General features: G+C 54.1%; 14 protein-coding genes. 7 read left to right on the forward strand and 7 right to left on the reverse strand.

Annotated elements, in window-relative coordinates; all coding sequences use genetic code 11:
• Window positions 1-143: 143 nt before the first annotated feature.
• The 4 genes from OK412_RS06560 to OK412_RS06575 form a co-directional block, all read right to left on the reverse strand.
• Window positions 144-1,370: an MFS transporter gene (locus tag OK412_RS06560; RefSeq protein ID WP_182505411.1), complete on the reverse strand. Its 1,227-nt coding sequence runs from the start codon at window positions 1,368-1,370 to the stop codon at window positions 144-146.
• A 77-nt stretch (window positions 1,371-1,447) separates the two neighbouring features.
• Window positions 1,448-3,802 (reverse strand): GNAT family N-acetyltransferase, encoded by a 2,355-nt coding sequence (locus OK412_RS06565; protein ID WP_264352897.1) that lies wholly within the window; start codon window positions 3,800-3,802, stop codon window positions 1,448-1,450.
• Between the two features lies 1 nt (window position 3,803).
• Window positions 3,804-5,096, reverse strand: coding sequence for a lysine N(6)-hydroxylase/L-ornithine N(5)-oxygenase family protein (locus OK412_RS06570; RefSeq protein ID WP_010247061.1), 1,293 nt, complete (start codon window positions 5,094-5,096; stop codon window positions 3,804-3,806).
• A 10-nt stretch (window positions 5,097-5,106) separates the two neighbouring features.
• On the reverse strand, window positions 5,107-6,660 hold the full coding sequence (locus OK412_RS06575) for a pyridoxal phosphate-dependent decarboxylase family protein (protein WP_264352898.1): 1,554 nt from the start codon (window positions 6,658-6,660) through the stop codon (window positions 5,107-5,109).
• A 440-nt stretch (window positions 6,661-7,100) separates the two neighbouring features.
• Here OK412_RS06575 and OK412_RS06580 point away from each other — a divergent pair, with 440 nt between their 5' ends.
• Window positions 7,101-7,412 (forward strand): type II toxin-antitoxin system HigB family toxin, encoded by a 312-nt coding sequence (locus OK412_RS06580; RefSeq protein ID WP_010247063.1) that lies wholly within the window; start codon window positions 7,101-7,103, stop codon window positions 7,410-7,412.
• The gene (locus OK412_RS06585) at window positions 7,409-7,822 is read left to right on the forward strand and encodes a helix-turn-helix domain-containing protein (protein ID WP_010247064.1); all 414 of its coding nucleotides are present in this window, start codon (window positions 7,409-7,411) and stop codon (window positions 7,820-7,822) included. Before OK412_RS06580 ends, OK412_RS06585 begins: the two co-directional genes overlap by 4 nt.
• A gap of 115 nt (window positions 7,823-7,937) precedes the next feature.
• Here OK412_RS06585 and OK412_RS06590 read toward each other — a convergent pair whose 3' ends face one another.
• From OK412_RS06590 to OK412_RS06600, 3 genes are read right to left on the reverse strand one after another with little or no spacing between them, the layout of a single operon-like run.
• The gene (locus tag OK412_RS06590) at window positions 7,938-9,311 is read right to left on the reverse strand and encodes a PTS ascorbate transporter subunit IIC (protein ID WP_264352899.1); all 1,374 of its coding nucleotides are present in this window, start codon (window positions 9,309-9,311) and stop codon (window positions 7,938-7,940) included.
• Window positions 9,312-9,350: 39 nt separating this feature from the next.
• Window positions 9,351-9,623: a PTS sugar transporter subunit IIB gene (locus tag OK412_RS06595; protein ID WP_010247066.1), complete on the reverse strand. Its 273-nt coding sequence runs from the start codon at window positions 9,621-9,623 to the stop codon at window positions 9,351-9,353.
• A gap of 48 nt (window positions 9,624-9,671) precedes the next feature.
• On the reverse strand, window positions 9,672-10,121 hold the full coding sequence (locus OK412_RS06600) for a PTS sugar transporter subunit IIA (RefSeq protein WP_033760508.1): 450 nt from the start codon (window positions 10,119-10,121) through the stop codon (window positions 9,672-9,674).
• Between the two features lie 576 nt (window positions 10,122-10,697).
• Here OK412_RS06600 and OK412_RS06605 point away from each other — a divergent pair.
• The 5 genes from OK412_RS06605 (at window position 10,698) to OK412_RS06625 (ending at window position 16,506) form a co-directional block, all read left to right on the forward strand.
• Window positions 10,698-11,432 (forward strand): GntR family transcriptional regulator, encoded by a 735-nt coding sequence (locus tag OK412_RS06605; RefSeq protein ID WP_010247068.1) that lies wholly within the window; start codon window positions 10,698-10,700, stop codon window positions 11,430-11,432.
• A gap of 553 nt (window positions 11,433-11,985) precedes the next feature.
• Window positions 11,986-12,984: an MsnO8 family LLM class oxidoreductase gene (locus tag OK412_RS06610; protein WP_022624350.1), complete on the forward strand. Its 999-nt coding sequence runs from the start codon at window positions 11,986-11,988 to the stop codon at window positions 12,982-12,984.
• Window positions 12,985-13,007: 23 nt separating this feature from the next.
• Window positions 13,008-14,159, forward strand: a complete 1,152-nt coding sequence (locus OK412_RS06615) for an amidohydrolase (protein WP_264352900.1) — start codon at window positions 13,008-13,010, stop codon at window positions 14,157-14,159.
• Window positions 14,160-14,239: 80 nt separating this feature from the next.
• On the forward strand, window positions 14,240-15,553 hold the full coding sequence (locus OK412_RS06620) for an LLM class flavin-dependent oxidoreductase (RefSeq protein ID WP_022624348.1): 1,314 nt from the start codon (window positions 14,240-14,242) through the stop codon (window positions 15,551-15,553).
• 11 nt (window positions 15,554-15,564) lie between these two features.
• Window positions 15,565-16,506, forward strand: a complete 942-nt coding sequence (locus OK412_RS06625; protein WP_010247072.1) for an ABC transporter substrate-binding protein — start codon at window positions 15,565-15,567, stop codon at window positions 16,504-16,506.
• The last annotated feature ends 3 nt before the right edge of the window (window positions 16,507-16,509 follow it).

A 16,509-nucleotide genomic window follows, 5' to 3' on the forward strand; every position in this document is an offset into this window, starting at 1 on the left:
TAAGAATCCTCAAATCAGAAAGATTATAACCATGGATATTGTAAGGGTATGGTGCGGCGATCACGCTTTAATGATGCCGTAATCGGATTCTTTATGGTTAGCAGTGCGGGCAAGTACTATATCGCACTGCTAAATATATTCGATTATTCCGTGCACAATTTCCGCTGGTCTGCACGCAGAAAAGCGCTGACCAGAACCAGCCACAGCAGACCGCAGATCAGGTTCACCACACTGAAGCCGCCGGTGCCGTAACTAAAATAGGCGGTTTTGGCTGCTTCAATGCCCAGCGCGATGATCAGAATACTCACCATGCCGAGCATCGCTGCCACGCTGCCTTTTCCGGCGCTGCTGGAAAAAAGCGTCATGCGATAAAGTCCGGCACTGACCAGCCCGGCACCGAAGCCGTAGAGGCTAATTCCGGCAGTCAGCCACAGATAGCTTTGCGGATTTAGCACGGTAGCGGTTACTGCGATTGCCAGCCCGCAGACCACCGGCCAGGCACCGAGCCGTAACGGCTGTTCAATGGGCAGACGGCTGGATAAGCGTCCCAGCGTCAGGTTGCCCGCAATCATGGCGGCGAAGACCGGCAGCTGTAACAACGCATAGCCGATGCGGCTGAGTCCCGCATCGTGGATTAATATCACCGGCGACAATGCGACCCATGCGATGCAGGGCACGGTGACCAGCCCGATGGCCAGCGAGCCGCGCATCACCTGACGATCCTTCAGCAATGCCGCGTAACCGCTGATAATCGATCGCAGCGACAGCGGTTTCTGCCGGTCACCTGCGGTTTCGGGCATCGCATACCACAGACCTGCCAGCGCCAGCGCCGCAATAGCGCCAATCAGCCAGAACAGGGTGCGCCATTCACCCACGGTAAGAAAAGCCGCGCCCGCCAGCGGACCGGCCAGCGGGGCCAGCAGGGCGACGTTGGCCATCAGCGCCATCATTTTGATGCTGAGCGATTCCGTAAACGCCTCCTGCACCGCCGCGTAGCCTACCGCGCCAATAAAACAGAGGCTGACGCCCTGCAGAAAACGCAGCAGGACGAACTGCTCAATGCTTTGCACCCAGTGCGTCGCCACACACGAGAGCATAAAAAAGGCCACGCCGCTAAGTAGCACCGGACGCCGCCCGATACGGTCAGAGAGGGGGCCAAGCAGCCATTGCAGCATAATGCCACCGGCCAGATAGGCGGTGAGCGAAGTAGAGACCCACTCCGGCCCAACCTTAAATTCCTGAGTCACCAGCAGCATGCCGGGCTGGATCATGTCGTGAGCGATATAGGTAGCGAACTCAAACAACACCAGCGACAGCGGGAAGATCAGATGTCGTCGGGTCAGTTGCGCGACCGGTTCAAAAGAAACCATTACGGATACCTGCGATAAAGCCATTAAAAAAGCGGCCACCAGGGTGACCGCATAATTTCAGCGTGACGGTGTAACGCTTATCGCCAGCGGGCGATCGGGTTATTCAGCGTTCCGGCGAACTTGAGGTTCTCAGCGGGATCGGCGAGGTTTATCATCTGCTGGTTATTCGCCAGCTGCAGGCGGTTCAGACAGGAGCGGGTAAACTCCGGCGCGAACATGTCATAGCGCGCGAACTTAGTGGCATGCTCCGGGTGCGCCTGCTGGTAATCCTTCACGCACTGCGCCACCGCCTGCCAGAACTCTTCCTCCGGCAGCGTTCCTGACTGATGCAGAATCGCGCTGATAAAGCGGAAGATGCAGTCAAACACATCGGTGAAGATCGAGAGCAGCTTCAGGTTCTCCGGCACATCCACCGCCAGACGCTGCACGCCTTCCGGCAGCACCGCATCCGGATTCATCACGGCGATCTCTTCGCCGATATCCTTCATGTATGCACTGACCGGCACGTTGTTCTCCAGCAGCATGATGAGGTTTTCACCGTGCGGCATAAACACCAGGTCATGCTGATAGAAGCAGTGCAGCAGCGGGCTGAGATAGCAGGTCAGGTAGCGTTCTATCCACTGCTTCGCGGGCAAACCAGAATCCGCTATCAGCGCTGGCAGCAGTGCCTGCTGATGGTGATCGACGTGCAGGAAAGAGGCCATGGTCATCAGACGCTGGCCGGGCTGCAGGCTGGCCGCAGGATTATCCCGCCACAGCGCAGCGAACATCTTTTTATAGGCGGAGTCGCCTTTGATCGCCTGCTCATAGTAGCGGTTGTGATAGCCGACCGCCGCGACTTCGCGCAGGATGCGGAAATCACAGCGATTCAGCCACGCATCGCCAGCAACCAGTTGTTCCAGCCAGCCGTTTATCGCAGGCGTTGTCGCCATATAGTAGGGGGACAGTCCGCGCATAAAGCCCATGTTCAGCACCGACAGGGCGGTTTTCACGTAGCGCTTCGTGGGCTGGCTGCGGTTAAAGAAGGTGCGGATCGACTGCTGCGCCTGGTAAGCATCGTCTCCGGTGCCGAGATAAACAATATCGTGACTGGCGATGTCCGCCGCAAATACGGTCAGCAGTTTGTTCTGCCACTGCCACGGATGCACCGGCATCAGGATATACTCCTCAACCGCCAGCCCTTTATTCACCAGCTGCGCAGTAAACTGCTCCAGGGTGGTGTCGCCCAGTTCATCACGCATCAACTGCTCATAGCTCAGCTCGCTGAGGCTGGAGAAATGGGCGTTGCGGCGATGAACCGCGACCCAGATGAGGTGAACGGGCGCGGCGGCCTCGGGCGCATACGCCAGATAATCATGGGCATCGAAGCCAATACGCCCGTTGTTGGCAACAAAGCAGGGATGGCCTTCGGTCATCGCCGCTTCCACCGTCTGGAAATCGGCTGAGACCAGCGCCTGGCTGTCAGGATTATTCTTCTGCAGCTTATAAACGCTGCTGCACAGCGTGCTGCTGATCTCTTCCATGTAGGTCGCCAGCAGTGCCTGTGTAATACCGATCTCCCCGTTAAACTCCACGATAAATTTCAGCGCATCCAGCGGCAGATCACGACCGTTCTCCTGCTTGCGCAGTGAGCCGGCGTCGATTTCCCAGTGATCCAGCGCCAGCCGCGACGCCCGGAAATGGTAGCTCGCTTCACCGCCTGGCACCGCAAGCTGATAGCTGCCGTTGCCCGACTCCTGTGGCGTAATGATTTTCTCATGCGCGAACTCGGCAATCGCTTTACGGATTAGCATGCGGTTTGCCTGCGCCCAGTGGTCGCCCGTCAGATGTGTACCGTTCATCAGCGAAGAGGGGGTGTTCATAGTCTGCGACTCCTGCAGTAACGCGTGTTGATAATCTTCCCGCTGGCAAAAGGCCAGCCAGGCGGTTTTATGACCCATGTCGATGGTGTGCTGATAGCGGAACCCGGCACGCTTATTCAGCACGTGAATCTTCTCATTGCGCACATCTGGCTCTACCACCACGCGGCGCACCTCGGGGCGGCTGAACATGTAGTCCATCACCAGCGTGAAGACCTGCCAGCTGAAGGCTCTGATCGGCTGGCTGGCGGGGGCAATCAGAATATGCATGCCGTAATCATCGGGTGCGGCAGGATAAAATTTGCCGACCTCATCGTCGCTGGCGCGATAGCACTCAATCAGGCAGACCGGCTGGTCGTTGCAGCAACCAATCAGCGCAGCATGGGGATCGGCTGCAGTCAGCGTCTCATAGAACTCAGCGACCTGATTCAGGCTCTGCTGCTGCATACCCCAGAAGCGGGCGTAATCGCGGGTGACCCAGCTATGAATCAGCGGCGCATCGCTGGCGAGCATGGGCCTCAGGGTGAACTGGCCTGCGGGGCGGGCGGCGCTGAACAGTGTTTGTGAACTCATCTCAGTGCTCCGATTTAGCCGGGAAGGTCTGGAAGGCAATCTGACGCTCGATCGGGTAGACCTCGCGTCCTGTCAGTTCGCGCAGCAGCACCGAGTTGCGGTAGCAGGCCATGCCGAGATCCGGCGTAACAAAACCGTGGGTGTGCAGTTCGGCGTTCTGCACGAAGATCTGATTGTGATAATCGATGCTGTAGTTGCGCTGCACGTCGTAGCGGCCTTTGTCATCCCAGCGCAGGCGGGCGTTGATGCCCTCTAAAAACATCGGTGGCTGGTAGTGATAGCCGGTCGCCATCACCAGTCCTTCGGTGCGACGGGTGAAGGTGCAATCCTGCTCCTCCTGATGCAGCGTCAGCTCGAACTCTCCCTGTGGCAGCCAGCGCATAGCGGTCAGCGCCGAGTGAGTAAACAGGTTAACGTTCAGATCGCCATCGAGCTGTTTGACATACATCAGGTCATAAATGTCGTTAATCAGGCTGCTGTTGATGCCTTTGTAGAGATTCTTGTGGCGCGCATTCAGTTCGTCCCGGGTGCTGGCGGGCAGCGCGTGGAAATAGTCTACCCACTCCGGCGAGGTCATCTCCAGCGTGAGCTTGGTGTACTCCAGCGGATAGAAGCGCGGCGCGCGGGTGATCCAGTTGAGCTGATAGCCAAAGCGGTCGATATCGGTCAGCAGGTCGTAGTAGATTTCTGCCGCGCTCTGGCCGCTGCCCAGCACGGTGATGGAACGCTTCTGCTGCAGTTCCGCTTTGTTGACCAGATAGTGGCTTGAGTGCGTCAGGCGCTGGCGGTGCGGCTGGCTGCACTCCGGCATCCAGGCTTTAGGCCCGGTGCCGAGGATCAGATGTCGTGCCAGATAGTTCTGTTTCTGACCATTCCGGGTGTCGGTGACCTGGAGTTGATAGACGCCAGCCGCCTCATCGTAGCTGACATACTCAACGTGGCTGTTCCAGCGCAGATTAGAGAGCCGTGAACTGGCCCACTGGCAGTACTGATTATACTCTTTGCGCATCAGGAAGAAGTCTTCACGGATATAAAAAGAGTATAATTTCCCCTTTTCCTTCATGTAGTTAAGCAGGCTGTAAGGGCTGGTCGGATCGGCGAGTGTCACCAGATCGGCCATAAACGGCGTCTGCAGATGGGCATTTTCCAGCATCATGCCGGTGTGCCAGTCAAAGCCCGGGTTCTCATCCAGGAAAAGACCGTTCAGTCCCTCAACCGGCTCACTCAGACAGGCCAGACTCAGGTTGAAAGGGCCGATACCGATACCAATAAAATCGTAAACGGAATTATTCATTTCAGAGCTCTCACTGTTTCGCCGCGTTCAGCGCAGACGCACGTACCTGCTCGCGGCCATAGTGCGCGATCAGGCTCAGCACATCTTCGATGTCGGCGATGGTCGTGGTGGGATTTAACAGGGTGAATTTCAGGTACTGACGCCCATCGACTTTGGTTCCGGCAATCACTGCGTTGCCGGAGCGGAAGAGCGCTTTACGGATAGCGGCGTTGATTTCGTCGATCTGTGCGTCGCTGGCGTTTTTGCCGGGCACGTAGCGGAAAATCTGGGTGGTCAGCTCAGGCGCGTGCAGCACTTCGATAGCAGGATGCGCAGTTAACCGCTCATGAGCCGCCTGTGTCAGCTCTATCAGCGTATCGAAAGCGTCACCCAGCGCCGCCGGACCCATCACGCGAAGGGTCAGCCACATTTTTAGCGCATCAAATCGGCGGGTGGTCTGAATGCTTTTGTTGACCAGATTCGGCGTGCCTTCCTGCTGGGCGCTGAGCGGATTCAGGTAATCTGCATGGTGCGTGACATGCTTCAGGTTGTGGCTGTCCCGCACAAAGAACGCACCGCAGCTGACGGTCTGGAAGAAAGATTTGTGATAATCGACGGTGACGGAATCAGCCCGTTCAATGCCATTCAGGCGTGAGCGATGATTCTCTGAGACCAGCAGCCCACAGCCGTAAGCGGCGTCAACGTGCATCCACAAACCATAATTGTCACAGAGACGGGCAATCTCCGGCAGTGGATCGATGCTGCCAAAGTCCGTGGTGCCGCTGGTGGCAACCACAGCAATCGGGATCAGCCCTTCACTGCGACATTTTTCGATCTCCTCAGCCAGGCACGCTGCGTCCATACGGTAGTGGGCGTCGTGATCAACGGCGATAACTGCGTCATAGCCCAGCCCTAAAATCGCCATCGATTTCTGGATGCTGAAGTGGCTGAGTTTGGAGGTAAACACTCGCCATTTCGACGCGGTCTCAGGCAGGCCGCGATGCTTAATCAGATGCCCCGGATGATGTGCCGCGCACCAGCTATCACGCGCCAGCAGCATTGCCATCAGGTTGGATTGGGTGCCGCCGCTGGTGAAAATCCCATCAGATCCGGCAGGCAGGCCGATGCGGCCAAGCGTCCAGTCGATCACCTTCTGCTCAATCAGCGTACCGCCTGCGCTCTGATCCCAGGTGTCGACCGAGCTATTCACCGCCGCCATAATCTGCTCAGCCATCAGAGAGGGCAGCACGACCGGGCAGTTCAGGTGCGCCAGATATTTAGGGTGGTGAAACCAGACGGCGTCACGCAGATAGAGCTGACTCAGCTCTGTCAGTGCGTCATCGTTGTTACCCAGCGGACGATCGAGATCGACCTCACTGAATTCCGCCGCCAGTTCATGGGGCAGGATACCGCTGAAAGGCTTCTCAACGCCGATAACGGTACGGGTCATCAGCGCCAGCACCTCCTGAGTCTGCTGCGACCAGGCCGCCAGTTGCTGATCGTTAAAAATAGCCGTTTCGGCACCGCTGGCATTGGATGCTGGCGCGAGATCCTGTGCCGCCTGAGTGGATGAGCGTAAAAGCATGTTCAGTTCCTGTGCGTTAATACCAGTGACCCTGCCGACGTAAGGTCAGCAGCGTTGGATGTCCGCTCAACAACTCCAGTAAACATAAAGCTAACTAACCAGATAAAAACCCTGACCATTAAATGGATTAGTGTTTTCACCTTAAAAAGAGTAAATACCGCATATTATTTGTGGATTTGGCAGCGTTAAACGCTTTGTTATATGCGGATGAGAGTGTAAATGTTAATCATTATCATTCAAATGTTTTGTTGTTAAATTTTATTTATTAGTATGTCTAATGTTGAAAATGTGATGTTGATCACTTTTCTGGATCGGAATAGTCCTTTTTTTATGAGGTTTAGCGCCAGCAATTCATTCAGAACTCATCTGCGTGTGTTCCATGTTGGAAACATTAGCTTTGTGGGTTAGAATGTTTCCAACATGGAAAGTTTGAGAGAAAAATGCATATCATCTCAAGAGGGCCGTTCAGGGAAGCGGCAATAATTTATCCAAATCATGCCTCCGCACTGGATGCGGCTTATCTGGTCCTAAGGGACGAAAACTTTGCCACGCCAGATGCGCTGAAAATTCGCTTTCAGAGCCTTGACCGCATGAAGTACCGGGAAAAGTGGTGGGTAATCGATGTGGGCGGAAACAGCCTGAGAATCATGTTTTATGCTGACTTTGATCGCGGCAAAATTTTTATCAAACACATCGTGACGCATGCGGAATATGACAAGCTGGTGAAGAAGTACCGGGAGAGTAAAGAATGATTACCGAAGCAATCCAGGCGACCAATGACCTGGTCAGAATTGTTCCCTTTCTGGGAGGCAGTACCGATAAAAGGGACTACGAGCAGGCGCTGGAACTGGTTGAATATCTGGTTGAGCACCAGCCGGACAGCCCGTTAGTAGAGATACTGTCTGATAAGGTCGCCCGATACGAAAACAGCGCCCCTGAGTTCGCTGCGTTTAACGCGCGTACTGATGCTATTCCGCGCGGAGTGGCACTTTTGCGAGTCATCATGGATCAGCACGGCCTGACTCAATCCTCTTTTGCGGATGAAATAGGGCAGCGCTCTTATGTCAGTCGTATCCTGCGTGGTGATCGTCCTTTGACGGATAAACATAAAGCCCGACTGGCAGCGCGTTTTAACCTGCCGTTTGAAGCATTCGCTGAATAACTTAGCCTGAACTTATATGAGTGCGGTTTTTTTTCTGGAAACTGAATGATGAAGGTATTCCGCAAACAACCAGAAAGCGCTCATTGCCCTTTCTGGTTGCCATTAAGCGTTACTATTACCCTGCATTCGTTTCTACAGGTGTCTTCTTTGTAGCCGTAAAGTTATAAATCACTAACAAGCCAAAAATGCCGGTGATAATCATGGTAATGGTTCCCTTATCCATAAAGTGAGCCATATTACCCAGCAGGATGCCGGTGACGCCGAAGTCGGTATCCGAGAAGGTGGTGTTGGTCAGCCCTATCTGTCCGAGTACCGGCAGCAGGGCGACAGGCAGGAAGGTAATTAACAGGCCATGAGCAAAGGCACCGCAAATCGCCCCACGCTTGCCGCCGGTCGCATTACCAAACACGCCAGCCGTAGCGCCACAGAAGAAGTGAGGAACCACACCCGGCAGAATCAATACCCAATGCAGCTGACCGAGAACAAACAGCCCCACCAGGCCACCGACAAAGCTGGAGATAAAGCCAACCAGCACCGCATTCGGGGCGTAGGGGAAAACAATCGGGCAATCCAGCGCCGGTCTGGCTTCCGGAACCAGTTTTTCTGAAAAGCCGGTAAAGGCAGGGACAATTTCAGCCAGGATTAAGCGCACACCCTGCAGAATGATAAAGACACCCGCCGCGAAGGTAATGGCCTGGATAAAGGAGTAAACAAGGTAGTTCTGACCATTGCTGAAATTAGCCTCTACATATTCTTTACCGGCAGACACCGACAGGATTAAGTAGATAATCATCATCGTCAGAGAGATCGAGATGGTACTGTCACGCAAAAAACTGAGGTTTTTTGGCATGTTCATCTCTTCGGTGGATTTAGATCCTTTGCCTACCAAAGAGCCGATCCAGCCTGATAAGACATAGCCAATTGTCCCGGTATGCGCCAGCGCGACATGGTCGCCACCAATGATCTTACGCATATAGGGCTGGGCGATCGCCGGGAAGGTGGCCATCAGAATGCCCAACAGCAGTGACCCGGTGTAAATAAGCTGAATACCTTCAAAACCGGCAACCGATAAAATAATCGCGATCATACAGGCCATATAGAACGTCACATGCCCTGAGAGGTAGATATATTTCAGTCGGGTGAAGCGAGCGACAACGATGTTGGCGACCATGCCGAAGGCCATGATCATCGTGGTAGGCGCACCATATTTTGCCAGAGCGATAGAGACCATCGCTTCGTTATTAGGAATGATGCCCTGAACATCAAACGCATGTTTGAAAATGTCGCCCAGTGGCGTCAGTGAACCGACCAGAACGGTCGCACCGCCTGCCAGCACCAGGAAGCCCAGAATAGTTTTTACCGTGCCCTTGATAACATCAGGAAACGGCTTCTTCTGCGCAATCAGTCCGAAAAATGCCACCAGTCCGACTAATATAGAGGGCACTTTCAGCACGTCGACGACGAACTGCAAAAGATTTTGAGTAAACATATTAACCTCGAGGGTAAGGTGTTTATCTAATTATTAGCGTCACTTTTTCTCAAAATACTCACGTATTTTCTGCTCCACTTCTTTCAGGTCAATGATGTTATTAATGATGATGACCTTCTGTTCAGGAAGGTTTGCGCTATAAGCAATGTCTTTGGCCATAACAAAAACATCCGCCACATCGGGGGTGACAGAGCCGAGATCCGAATGTTCCACTTCAGCTTCAACACCGATCGTTTTAAGCACTTTCTTGATGTTCATTTCCATCATGAAGCTGCTGCCTAAACCTGAACCACACACCGCCATAATTTTCATATCAAACCTCATTAACTAATGATTAAAAGTCGCGTTTCAACGGGCAGACTAAACGCCTGATAAAATCGTCATGAGCGCTTCTTTGCTGCTCGCATTGAATATCTGCGCCATGATCTCTTCATCGGACAGCACTTCCGCCAGATGGGAGATCATTTCGATATGGCTATTACTGTCCGGTGCGGCAAACATGAAAATAGCCTTCACCGGGTCGTTTTCTTCGGAGTCAAATTTCACTGCTGTACCCAGCAGCACAATCGACAACCCCAGTTTGTGTGCGCCCTGTTCCGGGCGTGCGTGGGGCATGGCAATCTGCGGCGCGATGACAAAAAAGGGGCCGATCTCCTCTTTTTGCTGAATAATCGCATCAATATAATCCTGCGATATTGCGCCCTCACTGAGCAGAGGACGTCCCGCAATAACTAACGCTTCCTGCCAGTCAGTCACGCTTTCGACGTACTGGATTTTCTCGTTATTTAACCACTTAGCCAGGTGTGACATCGTCTTACTCCTCCTGTTTAAATGCGCAATAAAATTTAACTAAACGCATAAACCGTGTGGCGTTTGCCTGCTCCCGGTTGCGCATAACCCATCTCATATAAAATTTTCTCAACCGGAACAGGGCCTGTTATGCATTCCGATTTTTCATAAATTCCTGAGTATGTACAGTCAGTTTCCCTCAAAAACCCCGTTATCACTTTTTTAGATAAACTTTTTGTCAGCAGAGCGATACAAAAATCGAATGTAGTAAAAGGAGGTAACATCCTTAAAAGTCATGATTTTCATGGAGTTATTAAAAAAATATTTTCTCATTGTTCAGATGGGGTTATATTTCACAACGGTCATCACATCTGTACATGTTAAAGGTGTCTAGTCATCCTGATGATGTCCTTCGACGTGTACGGACACAACATGTAAAGTTAAAATATTGCTTATCAGGCTTAACATCAGTGCCAATTTGATAAGTTGATCACATATTCAGCTAGCGGAAGTGGTACTCATCCGGCAATGTCAGGCAGAACTGTACTGACACGGATTAGAGGGAGTCTGTCCTTCACTCAAACGGGAAGAAAGCCAATGGTTGATGGCATTACTGAAAAACAAAAAGAGGTTGTTGATTACATCCTCAATAAAATTAAGGATGATGGCCTTCGACCCGGAGAGAAACTGGATACCGAAATATCAATTGCCAAAAGTATCGGCATTACTCGCGCAACGGTGCGTGAAGCCACACGCATTCTGGTGGAGCAGCAGAGAATTTACCGGGTTAAAGGGTCGGGTATTTTTGTCGGTTCCACGGAAATGAGTAGCCAGGCGAACCGATATCATGTGCTTTCACCTTTTGATTATCAGGCGCAAAGAAATGGTCATAAAGGTGTAAGGAAAATCATATCGGTCAGCATAATCAAGGTTCCTTCTGCTGATATCGCTCAGGCGCTGCGTATTAAAAACAGCGATCAGATCTATAAAATTTTACGCCTGATGTGTTTCGATGACATCCCGGTAGCTCTGGAACATATTCACCTGCCGGTTAATATGTTTAGCAGCATGGAGTTCAGCAAGCTGGAACTGTCAAAATATGCCTACATTGAAGAAGTTACCGGTAAGAAAGTGCAGCTAAGGGACCAGCATTTAACGGCCGTCAATCTTACGGATACACAGTCGCTTACACTGCTTAATTTAGCGGAAGGGGATGCTGTCATTCAGCTTAATGAAACTGTTTATCTCGACGACGGCGTTCCATGTGAAGTCAATGTGGCGCTTATCAACACCCGATTTTTCCCGTTGAAACAAAATTCGCAACGGCCTTAGAAAAATAATCTTGTTTCTGGGCTCAATGCTTTGCTGTGCCCAGATATGACCCTATCAGACAGATTCATGCCCGGTTTACACCTCTCATTACAGTAGAGGATCTTAATTCCGGATAATGTATAAGGTCCTGTAAATCATCTGGCAGTTGCAATGAGTTATCTCTGACTCAATTGCATTCTTCATATGCTTATTTATCTATCTGGCGACCCGTGCTTCAACATCCTGTGAAGAATGTATTTCAATGCCATGAATTCAGGCTGTCTGAATTTCTGCAGTCGCGGCTAACAACAGCTGTCATCTCTCCATACGTAAGACGATTTTCTGCAAACCTTTGCCAGTTCGCCGATTTTACTCACCTTAATATCAGGCAACGAATAGCGTTATACGCAAAATATCTACCTGATTACCTGTTTCAGTGCCCGTTTTCCCTCTTTCACTTCTCACTGTTCTCCATTATGACGAAATCAATAATGCATAAAACAATATGATGTTTTACCAATGATCGACTGCGCAGCACACTGGTCTGCAACCGGAATGAACAAGGACCAGGTGAATGGCATATCGATTAAGTCTGTTAGATAAAGCGCCCGTGCTGCAGGGTGAATCACCCACCGCGGCGCTGCAGCGCACGCTGCAGATGGCGCAGCGGGCAGAGGAGTGGGGTTATCACCGCTTCTGGCTGGCGGAACATCACAACACCGCGCAGCTGGCCAGTCCTTCACCTGAGGTATTGATTGCCTGGATCATTGCCCAGACACGACATATTCGCGTCGGATCGGGCGGCGTGATGTTGCAGCACTACAGCCCTTATAAAGTGGCAGAGAACTTTAATCTGCTCGCTTCGCTGGCACCGGGCCGCATTGACCTCGGCGTGGGCAAAGCGCCGGGCGGACTTCCACTCTCCACCCATGCGCTGCAACAGGGTGTTGATGCTGCTAAAAAAGGGAGCTTTGCCGAACAGCTTCAACTGCTGGATAGCTGGCTGAAGCCCGGTCAGGCTGATCCTGATGACGAGGGTTTAGCCGCCACGCCACTGCCGCCACGTCCGGCGAACCGTTTTCTGCTGGGTGCCAGTGAAGAGAGCGCCCGGCTGGCCGCCAGTCTGGGCTGGCAGTTTGTCTTTGCCGCTCACCTCAATGGTGACCGCCAGTTGCTGGAGCATGCGCTGAGTACTTACTCCCGCCTGAGCCAGGGTCAGCGCGCCCTGGTGGCCGTGCAGGTGGTGGTGGCCGACTCACCCGCCGGGGCTGACCTGCTGGTAGCCAATCTTCGTCACTATCATGTAGCGGTGAAAGATGGCCCGAGCGTCAACGTCGCCAGTCTTGAACAGGCGGAGCGCTATGTGCGTCAGGGTGGATACCGCGATTATCAGATTGAGCCGCGCACGCCGTCACTTCTGAAAGGCACGGCGGCGCAGGTTCATGCCCAGCTGGACGCGCTGCATCATAATTTTGACATTGATGAGTTTGTTATCGACACGCCGATTACTGAGCCGGTTGCACGTCTGCAGTCACTTGAACTGCTGGCCACGCATCATCTGGTCGCAGCCTGAATCCCCGTCAGTGGAGAGTCATCATGAACCCTGAGTCACAACTGATTGAATGGCGACGCGAACTGCACACCTGGCCGGAGCTGTCGGGTCAGGAATTTGCCACCACCGCGCGACTGCGGGGCTGGTTGCAGGCGGCGGGCATCCGGCTGCTGGACTATCCACTGGAAACCGGCCTGGTGGCAGAAATTGGCAGCGGAGAGACGGTGATCGCGCTGCGCGCCGACATCGATGCGCTGCCGATCCATGAGGCGAGCGGGGTGCGTTTTCACTCCCGCCATCCTGGCGTGATGCACGCCTGCGGTCATGACCTGCACAGCGCGGTGATGCTGGGTGCGGCCTTAAAGCTCAACGCACAGGCCGATCGGTTAGCTGGCCGGGTGCGCATCCTGTTCCAGCCCGCTGAAGAGATAGCGCGCGGCGCGCGTCAGTTCATTGAGGCAGGCGTACTGGATGAGGTGCAGGCTATCTTCGGGATGCACAACGAGCCTTCGCTGCCCGTCGGTACCTTTGCCACCCGCAGCGGGGCGTTCTACGCCAACGCTGACAAATTTATTATTCGCGTCACCGGCAAAGGCGCACATGCCGCGTATCCGGAGCAGGGTGTCGACAGCATTGTGACGGCCAGCCAGATTATCCAGGCGTTACAGGGACTCACCAGCCGCAGCTTCAGTGCCCTGGACAGTCTGGTACTGAGCATTACCCGCATCGACGGCGGCAAAAGCTGGAATGTATTACCCGGCGGCGTTGAGTTTGGCGGCACGGCCCGAACACACGATTTACAGGTGCGCGCCGAACTGGAACAGCGGGTGCGCACGCTGGTTGAGCACTTCGCCGACGCCAATGGCGCGCAGGCAACCCTGAGCTGGCATCCTGGCCCGCCAGTGCTGATCAACGATGCGCACTGGGCGACCTTCAGCAGCGAAGTGGCGCAGCAGGCGGGCTATCGGGTGCAGACCGCCGATCTCCATCTGCTGGGTGAGGATTTTGCCTTCTATCTGCAACAGGTGCCGGGGGCGTTTGTCAGCATCGGCAGCGCCAGTGACTTTGGTCTGCACCATGCCAGCTTTACCCCGGATGAGGCGCTGATTGCGCCCGCCGCCGACTACTTCGCCCGACTGGCCCGCCAGGCGCTGCAACATCTTAACGCGCGATGTCGGGAAGCCATTCTGAACTGAATTCATCTGCAACCCGCTAAAGCACGACGGTTCTGACCACCGTCGTCGGGCATCGCTACGACTAAAAAAGAGAGAGCATCATGACCACAAGACAACTTCGGCTGGGTACCATTCTGCATGGCGCATCGGGAAACATGTCCGCCTGGCGCCATCCGGCGGCGCAGGCCGATGCCAGTATTAATCTGGATTACGCCAAAAAAATCGCCCGCAAGGCGGAGCAGGGCAAACTCGATTTTCTGTTTGTCGCCGACGGGTTGTTTATTAATGAAAAGTCGATCCCGCACTTTCTGAATCGCTTTGAGCCGCTGACGCTGCTCTCGGCGCTGGCGGGCGTCACTGAACATCTGGGGCTGGTTGGCACGGTATCGACCTCTTACAGCGAGCCCTTCACCGTGGCGCGTCAGTTTGCCAGCCTTGATCATCTCAGTGGCGGGCGTGCAGGCTGGAACGTGGTGACGTCACCGCTGGAAGGCTCGGCCAAAAACTTCTCACGCCAGCAGCACCCGGAGCACGCATTGCGTTACCGCATTGCCGATGAGTATCTGCAGGTGGTGAAAGGATTGTGGGATTCGTGGGAGCAGGATGCTTTTGTGCGTGATAAGGCGAGCGGACAATTTTTCGATCCGGCGAAGCTGCACACGCTCGATCATCACGGTGATTTCTTCCAGGTACAGGGGCCGCTGAACATCGCCCGCACGCCGCAGGGTCGTCCGATTATCTTCCAGGCGGGCGCGTCCGACGACGGTAAAAAACTGGCGGCGCGTCATGCTGACGCCATCTTCACCCATCAGCCGACGCGTGAAGAGGCGCAGGCATTTTACCAGGATGTGAAACAGCAACTGGTGGCGAATGGCCGTCAGCCAGACGATTTGCACATCTTCCAGGGTGTCAGCGTGATTGTTGGCGATGATGCCGAGGACGTGGAACGCCAGTATCAGACCACGGCGGCGCTGGTGTCGATTACCGATGCGCTTAACTACCTCGGGCGTTTCTTCGACCATCACGACTTCTCTCAGTACCCGCTGGATCAGCCGTTCCCGGATATCGGTGACATCGGTCAGAACAGCTTCCGCAGCACCACCGACGAGATCAAACGCAAAGCACAGCAGCATGGGCATACCCTGCGCCAGGCCGCACTGGAAGCGGCAACGCCACGCCCGCTGTTTCACGGCACGCCGGAAGAGGTGGCGGATGGCCTGCAGCTCTGGTTTGAAACCCAGGCTACTGACGGCTTCATCATTAATGGCGGCACGCCCGATACCTTTGAACGTTTTGTCGACCGCGTGGTGCCGATTTTGCAGGCTCGCGGCCTGACGCGCCGCGACTATCCGGGCAGCACGCTTCGTGACAGCTTCGCCCTGAAACAACCCGTTAATCAGTTCACCTCACAATAAGAGCACAAGCCATGAACAAAACATCGCGTCTTATCGCCCTGCTTATTCTGGCGGCCAGTAGCCATGCGCTGGCTGAAGATACCAGCGTCTCCTATAACGGCCAGCGCGTCAGCCTTGAAGCTAACAAAGCGCCGATCAATACCGTGAAGAATCCGGAGGCGATCGCGCAACTGCCTGCGGGTCATCGTTTTGTGGTGCCGGGTTCCTTTACCGTGGCAGTCGCAGCGCTGAACTCCCCGCCGTTAACGGTGTTTTCCGATGACAACAAAACCCTGCTTGGCAGCGAAGTGGATATTGCCCGGCTGGTGGCTGACAGCCTGGGATTAAAACTCAACGTGGTGCCAGCGTCCTGGGAAGACTGGCCGCTGGGCGTGGCCTCGGGCAAGTATGACGCGGCGATCTCCAACATTACCGTGACCAAAGATCGTAAAGAGAAGTTCGACTTCGCCACCTACCGCAAAGATTCACTGGGCTTTTATGTCAAAACCAGCAGCCCGATAAAGTCACTGACCAAAGCAGAAGATATTGCCGGGCTGAGGATCATTGTGGGATCCGGCACAAATCAGGAGGCGATTCTGCTGGCGTGGGATAAAGAGAATCAGGCAAAGGGACTGAAAGCCTTTACGCCGGTATATACCAAAGATGATGCCGCACAGACGCTGGCGCTGCAGGCTGGCCGGGCTGATGCCTACTTTGGTCCCAATGTGATTGGTGCCTGGAAAGCGGCACTGACCGGTAAAACCCGTCTGGTCGGCAGCGTCGATGGCGGCTGGCCCAAAGCGGCGCACATTGCCGTTACCGTGAAGAAAGGCAGCGGTCTGGCGGAACCGATCAGCACCGCGCTGAACGGTGTGATCGGCAACGGTGACTATCAGAAGGTGCTGAACCGCTGGGGTGAAGGTGTTGAGAAGATCGATCGTTCTGAAATCAATCCCGCCGGGCTGGGCGACTAAGGA

This window comes from Pantoea sp. JV6 (assembly GCF_025910055.1).
Lineage (GTDB): Bacteria > Pseudomonadota > Gammaproteobacteria > Enterobacterales > Enterobacteriaceae > Pantoea > Pantoea agglomerans.

What these genes read in the sequence shown, in the direction of transcription:
- OK412_RS06565 (WP_264352897.1), bottom strand. Translation starts at nt 3,802, where the DNA reads ATGAGTTCACAAACACTGTTCAGCGCCGCCCGCCCCGCAGGCCAGTTC.
- OK412_RS06600 (WP_033760508.1), bottom strand. Translation starts at nt 10,121, where the DNA reads ATGTCACACCTGGCTAAGTGGTTAAATAACGAGAAAATCCAGTACGTC.
- OK412_RS06625 (WP_010247072.1), top strand. Translation starts at nt 15,565, where the DNA reads ATGAACAAAACATCGCGTCTTATCGCCCTGCTTATTCTGGCGGCCAGT.
- OK412_RS06585 (WP_010247064.1), top strand. Translation starts at nt 7,409, where the DNA reads ATGATTACCGAAGCAATCCAGGCGACCAATGACCTGGTCAGAATTGTT.
- OK412_RS06575 (WP_264352898.1), bottom strand. Translation starts at nt 6,660, where the DNA reads ATGCTTTTACGCTCATCCACTCAGGCGGCACAGGATCTCGCGCCAGCA.
- OK412_RS06580 (WP_010247063.1), top strand. Translation starts at nt 7,101, where the DNA reads ATGCATATCATCTCAAGAGGGCCGTTCAGGGAAGCGGCAATAATTTAT.
- OK412_RS06610 (WP_022624350.1), top strand. Translation starts at nt 11,986, where the DNA reads ATGGCATATCGATTAAGTCTGTTAGATAAAGCGCCCGTGCTGCAGGGT.
- OK412_RS06590 (WP_264352899.1), bottom strand. Translation starts at nt 9,311, where the DNA reads ATGTTTACTCAAAATCTTTTGCAGTTCGTCGTCGACGTGCTGAAAGTG.
- OK412_RS06570 (WP_010247061.1), bottom strand. Translation starts at nt 5,096, where the DNA reads ATGAATAATTCCGTTTACGATTTTATTGGTATCGGTATCGGCCCTTTC.
- OK412_RS06560 (WP_182505411.1), bottom strand. Translation starts at nt 1,370, where the DNA reads ATGGTTTCTTTTGAACCGGTCGCGCAACTGACCCGACGACATCTGATC.
- OK412_RS06605 (WP_010247068.1), top strand. Translation starts at nt 10,698, where the DNA reads ATGGTTGATGGCATTACTGAAAAACAAAAAGAGGTTGTTGATTACATC.
- OK412_RS06615 (WP_264352900.1), top strand. Translation starts at nt 13,008, where the DNA reads ATGAACCCTGAGTCACAACTGATTGAATGGCGACGCGAACTGCACACC.
- OK412_RS06595 (WP_010247066.1), bottom strand. Translation starts at nt 9,623, where the DNA reads ATGAAAATTATGGCGGTGTGTGGTTCAGGTTTAGGCAGCAGCTTCATG.
- OK412_RS06620 (WP_022624348.1), top strand. Translation starts at nt 14,240, where the DNA reads ATGACCACAAGACAACTTCGGCTGGGTACCATTCTGCATGGCGCATCG.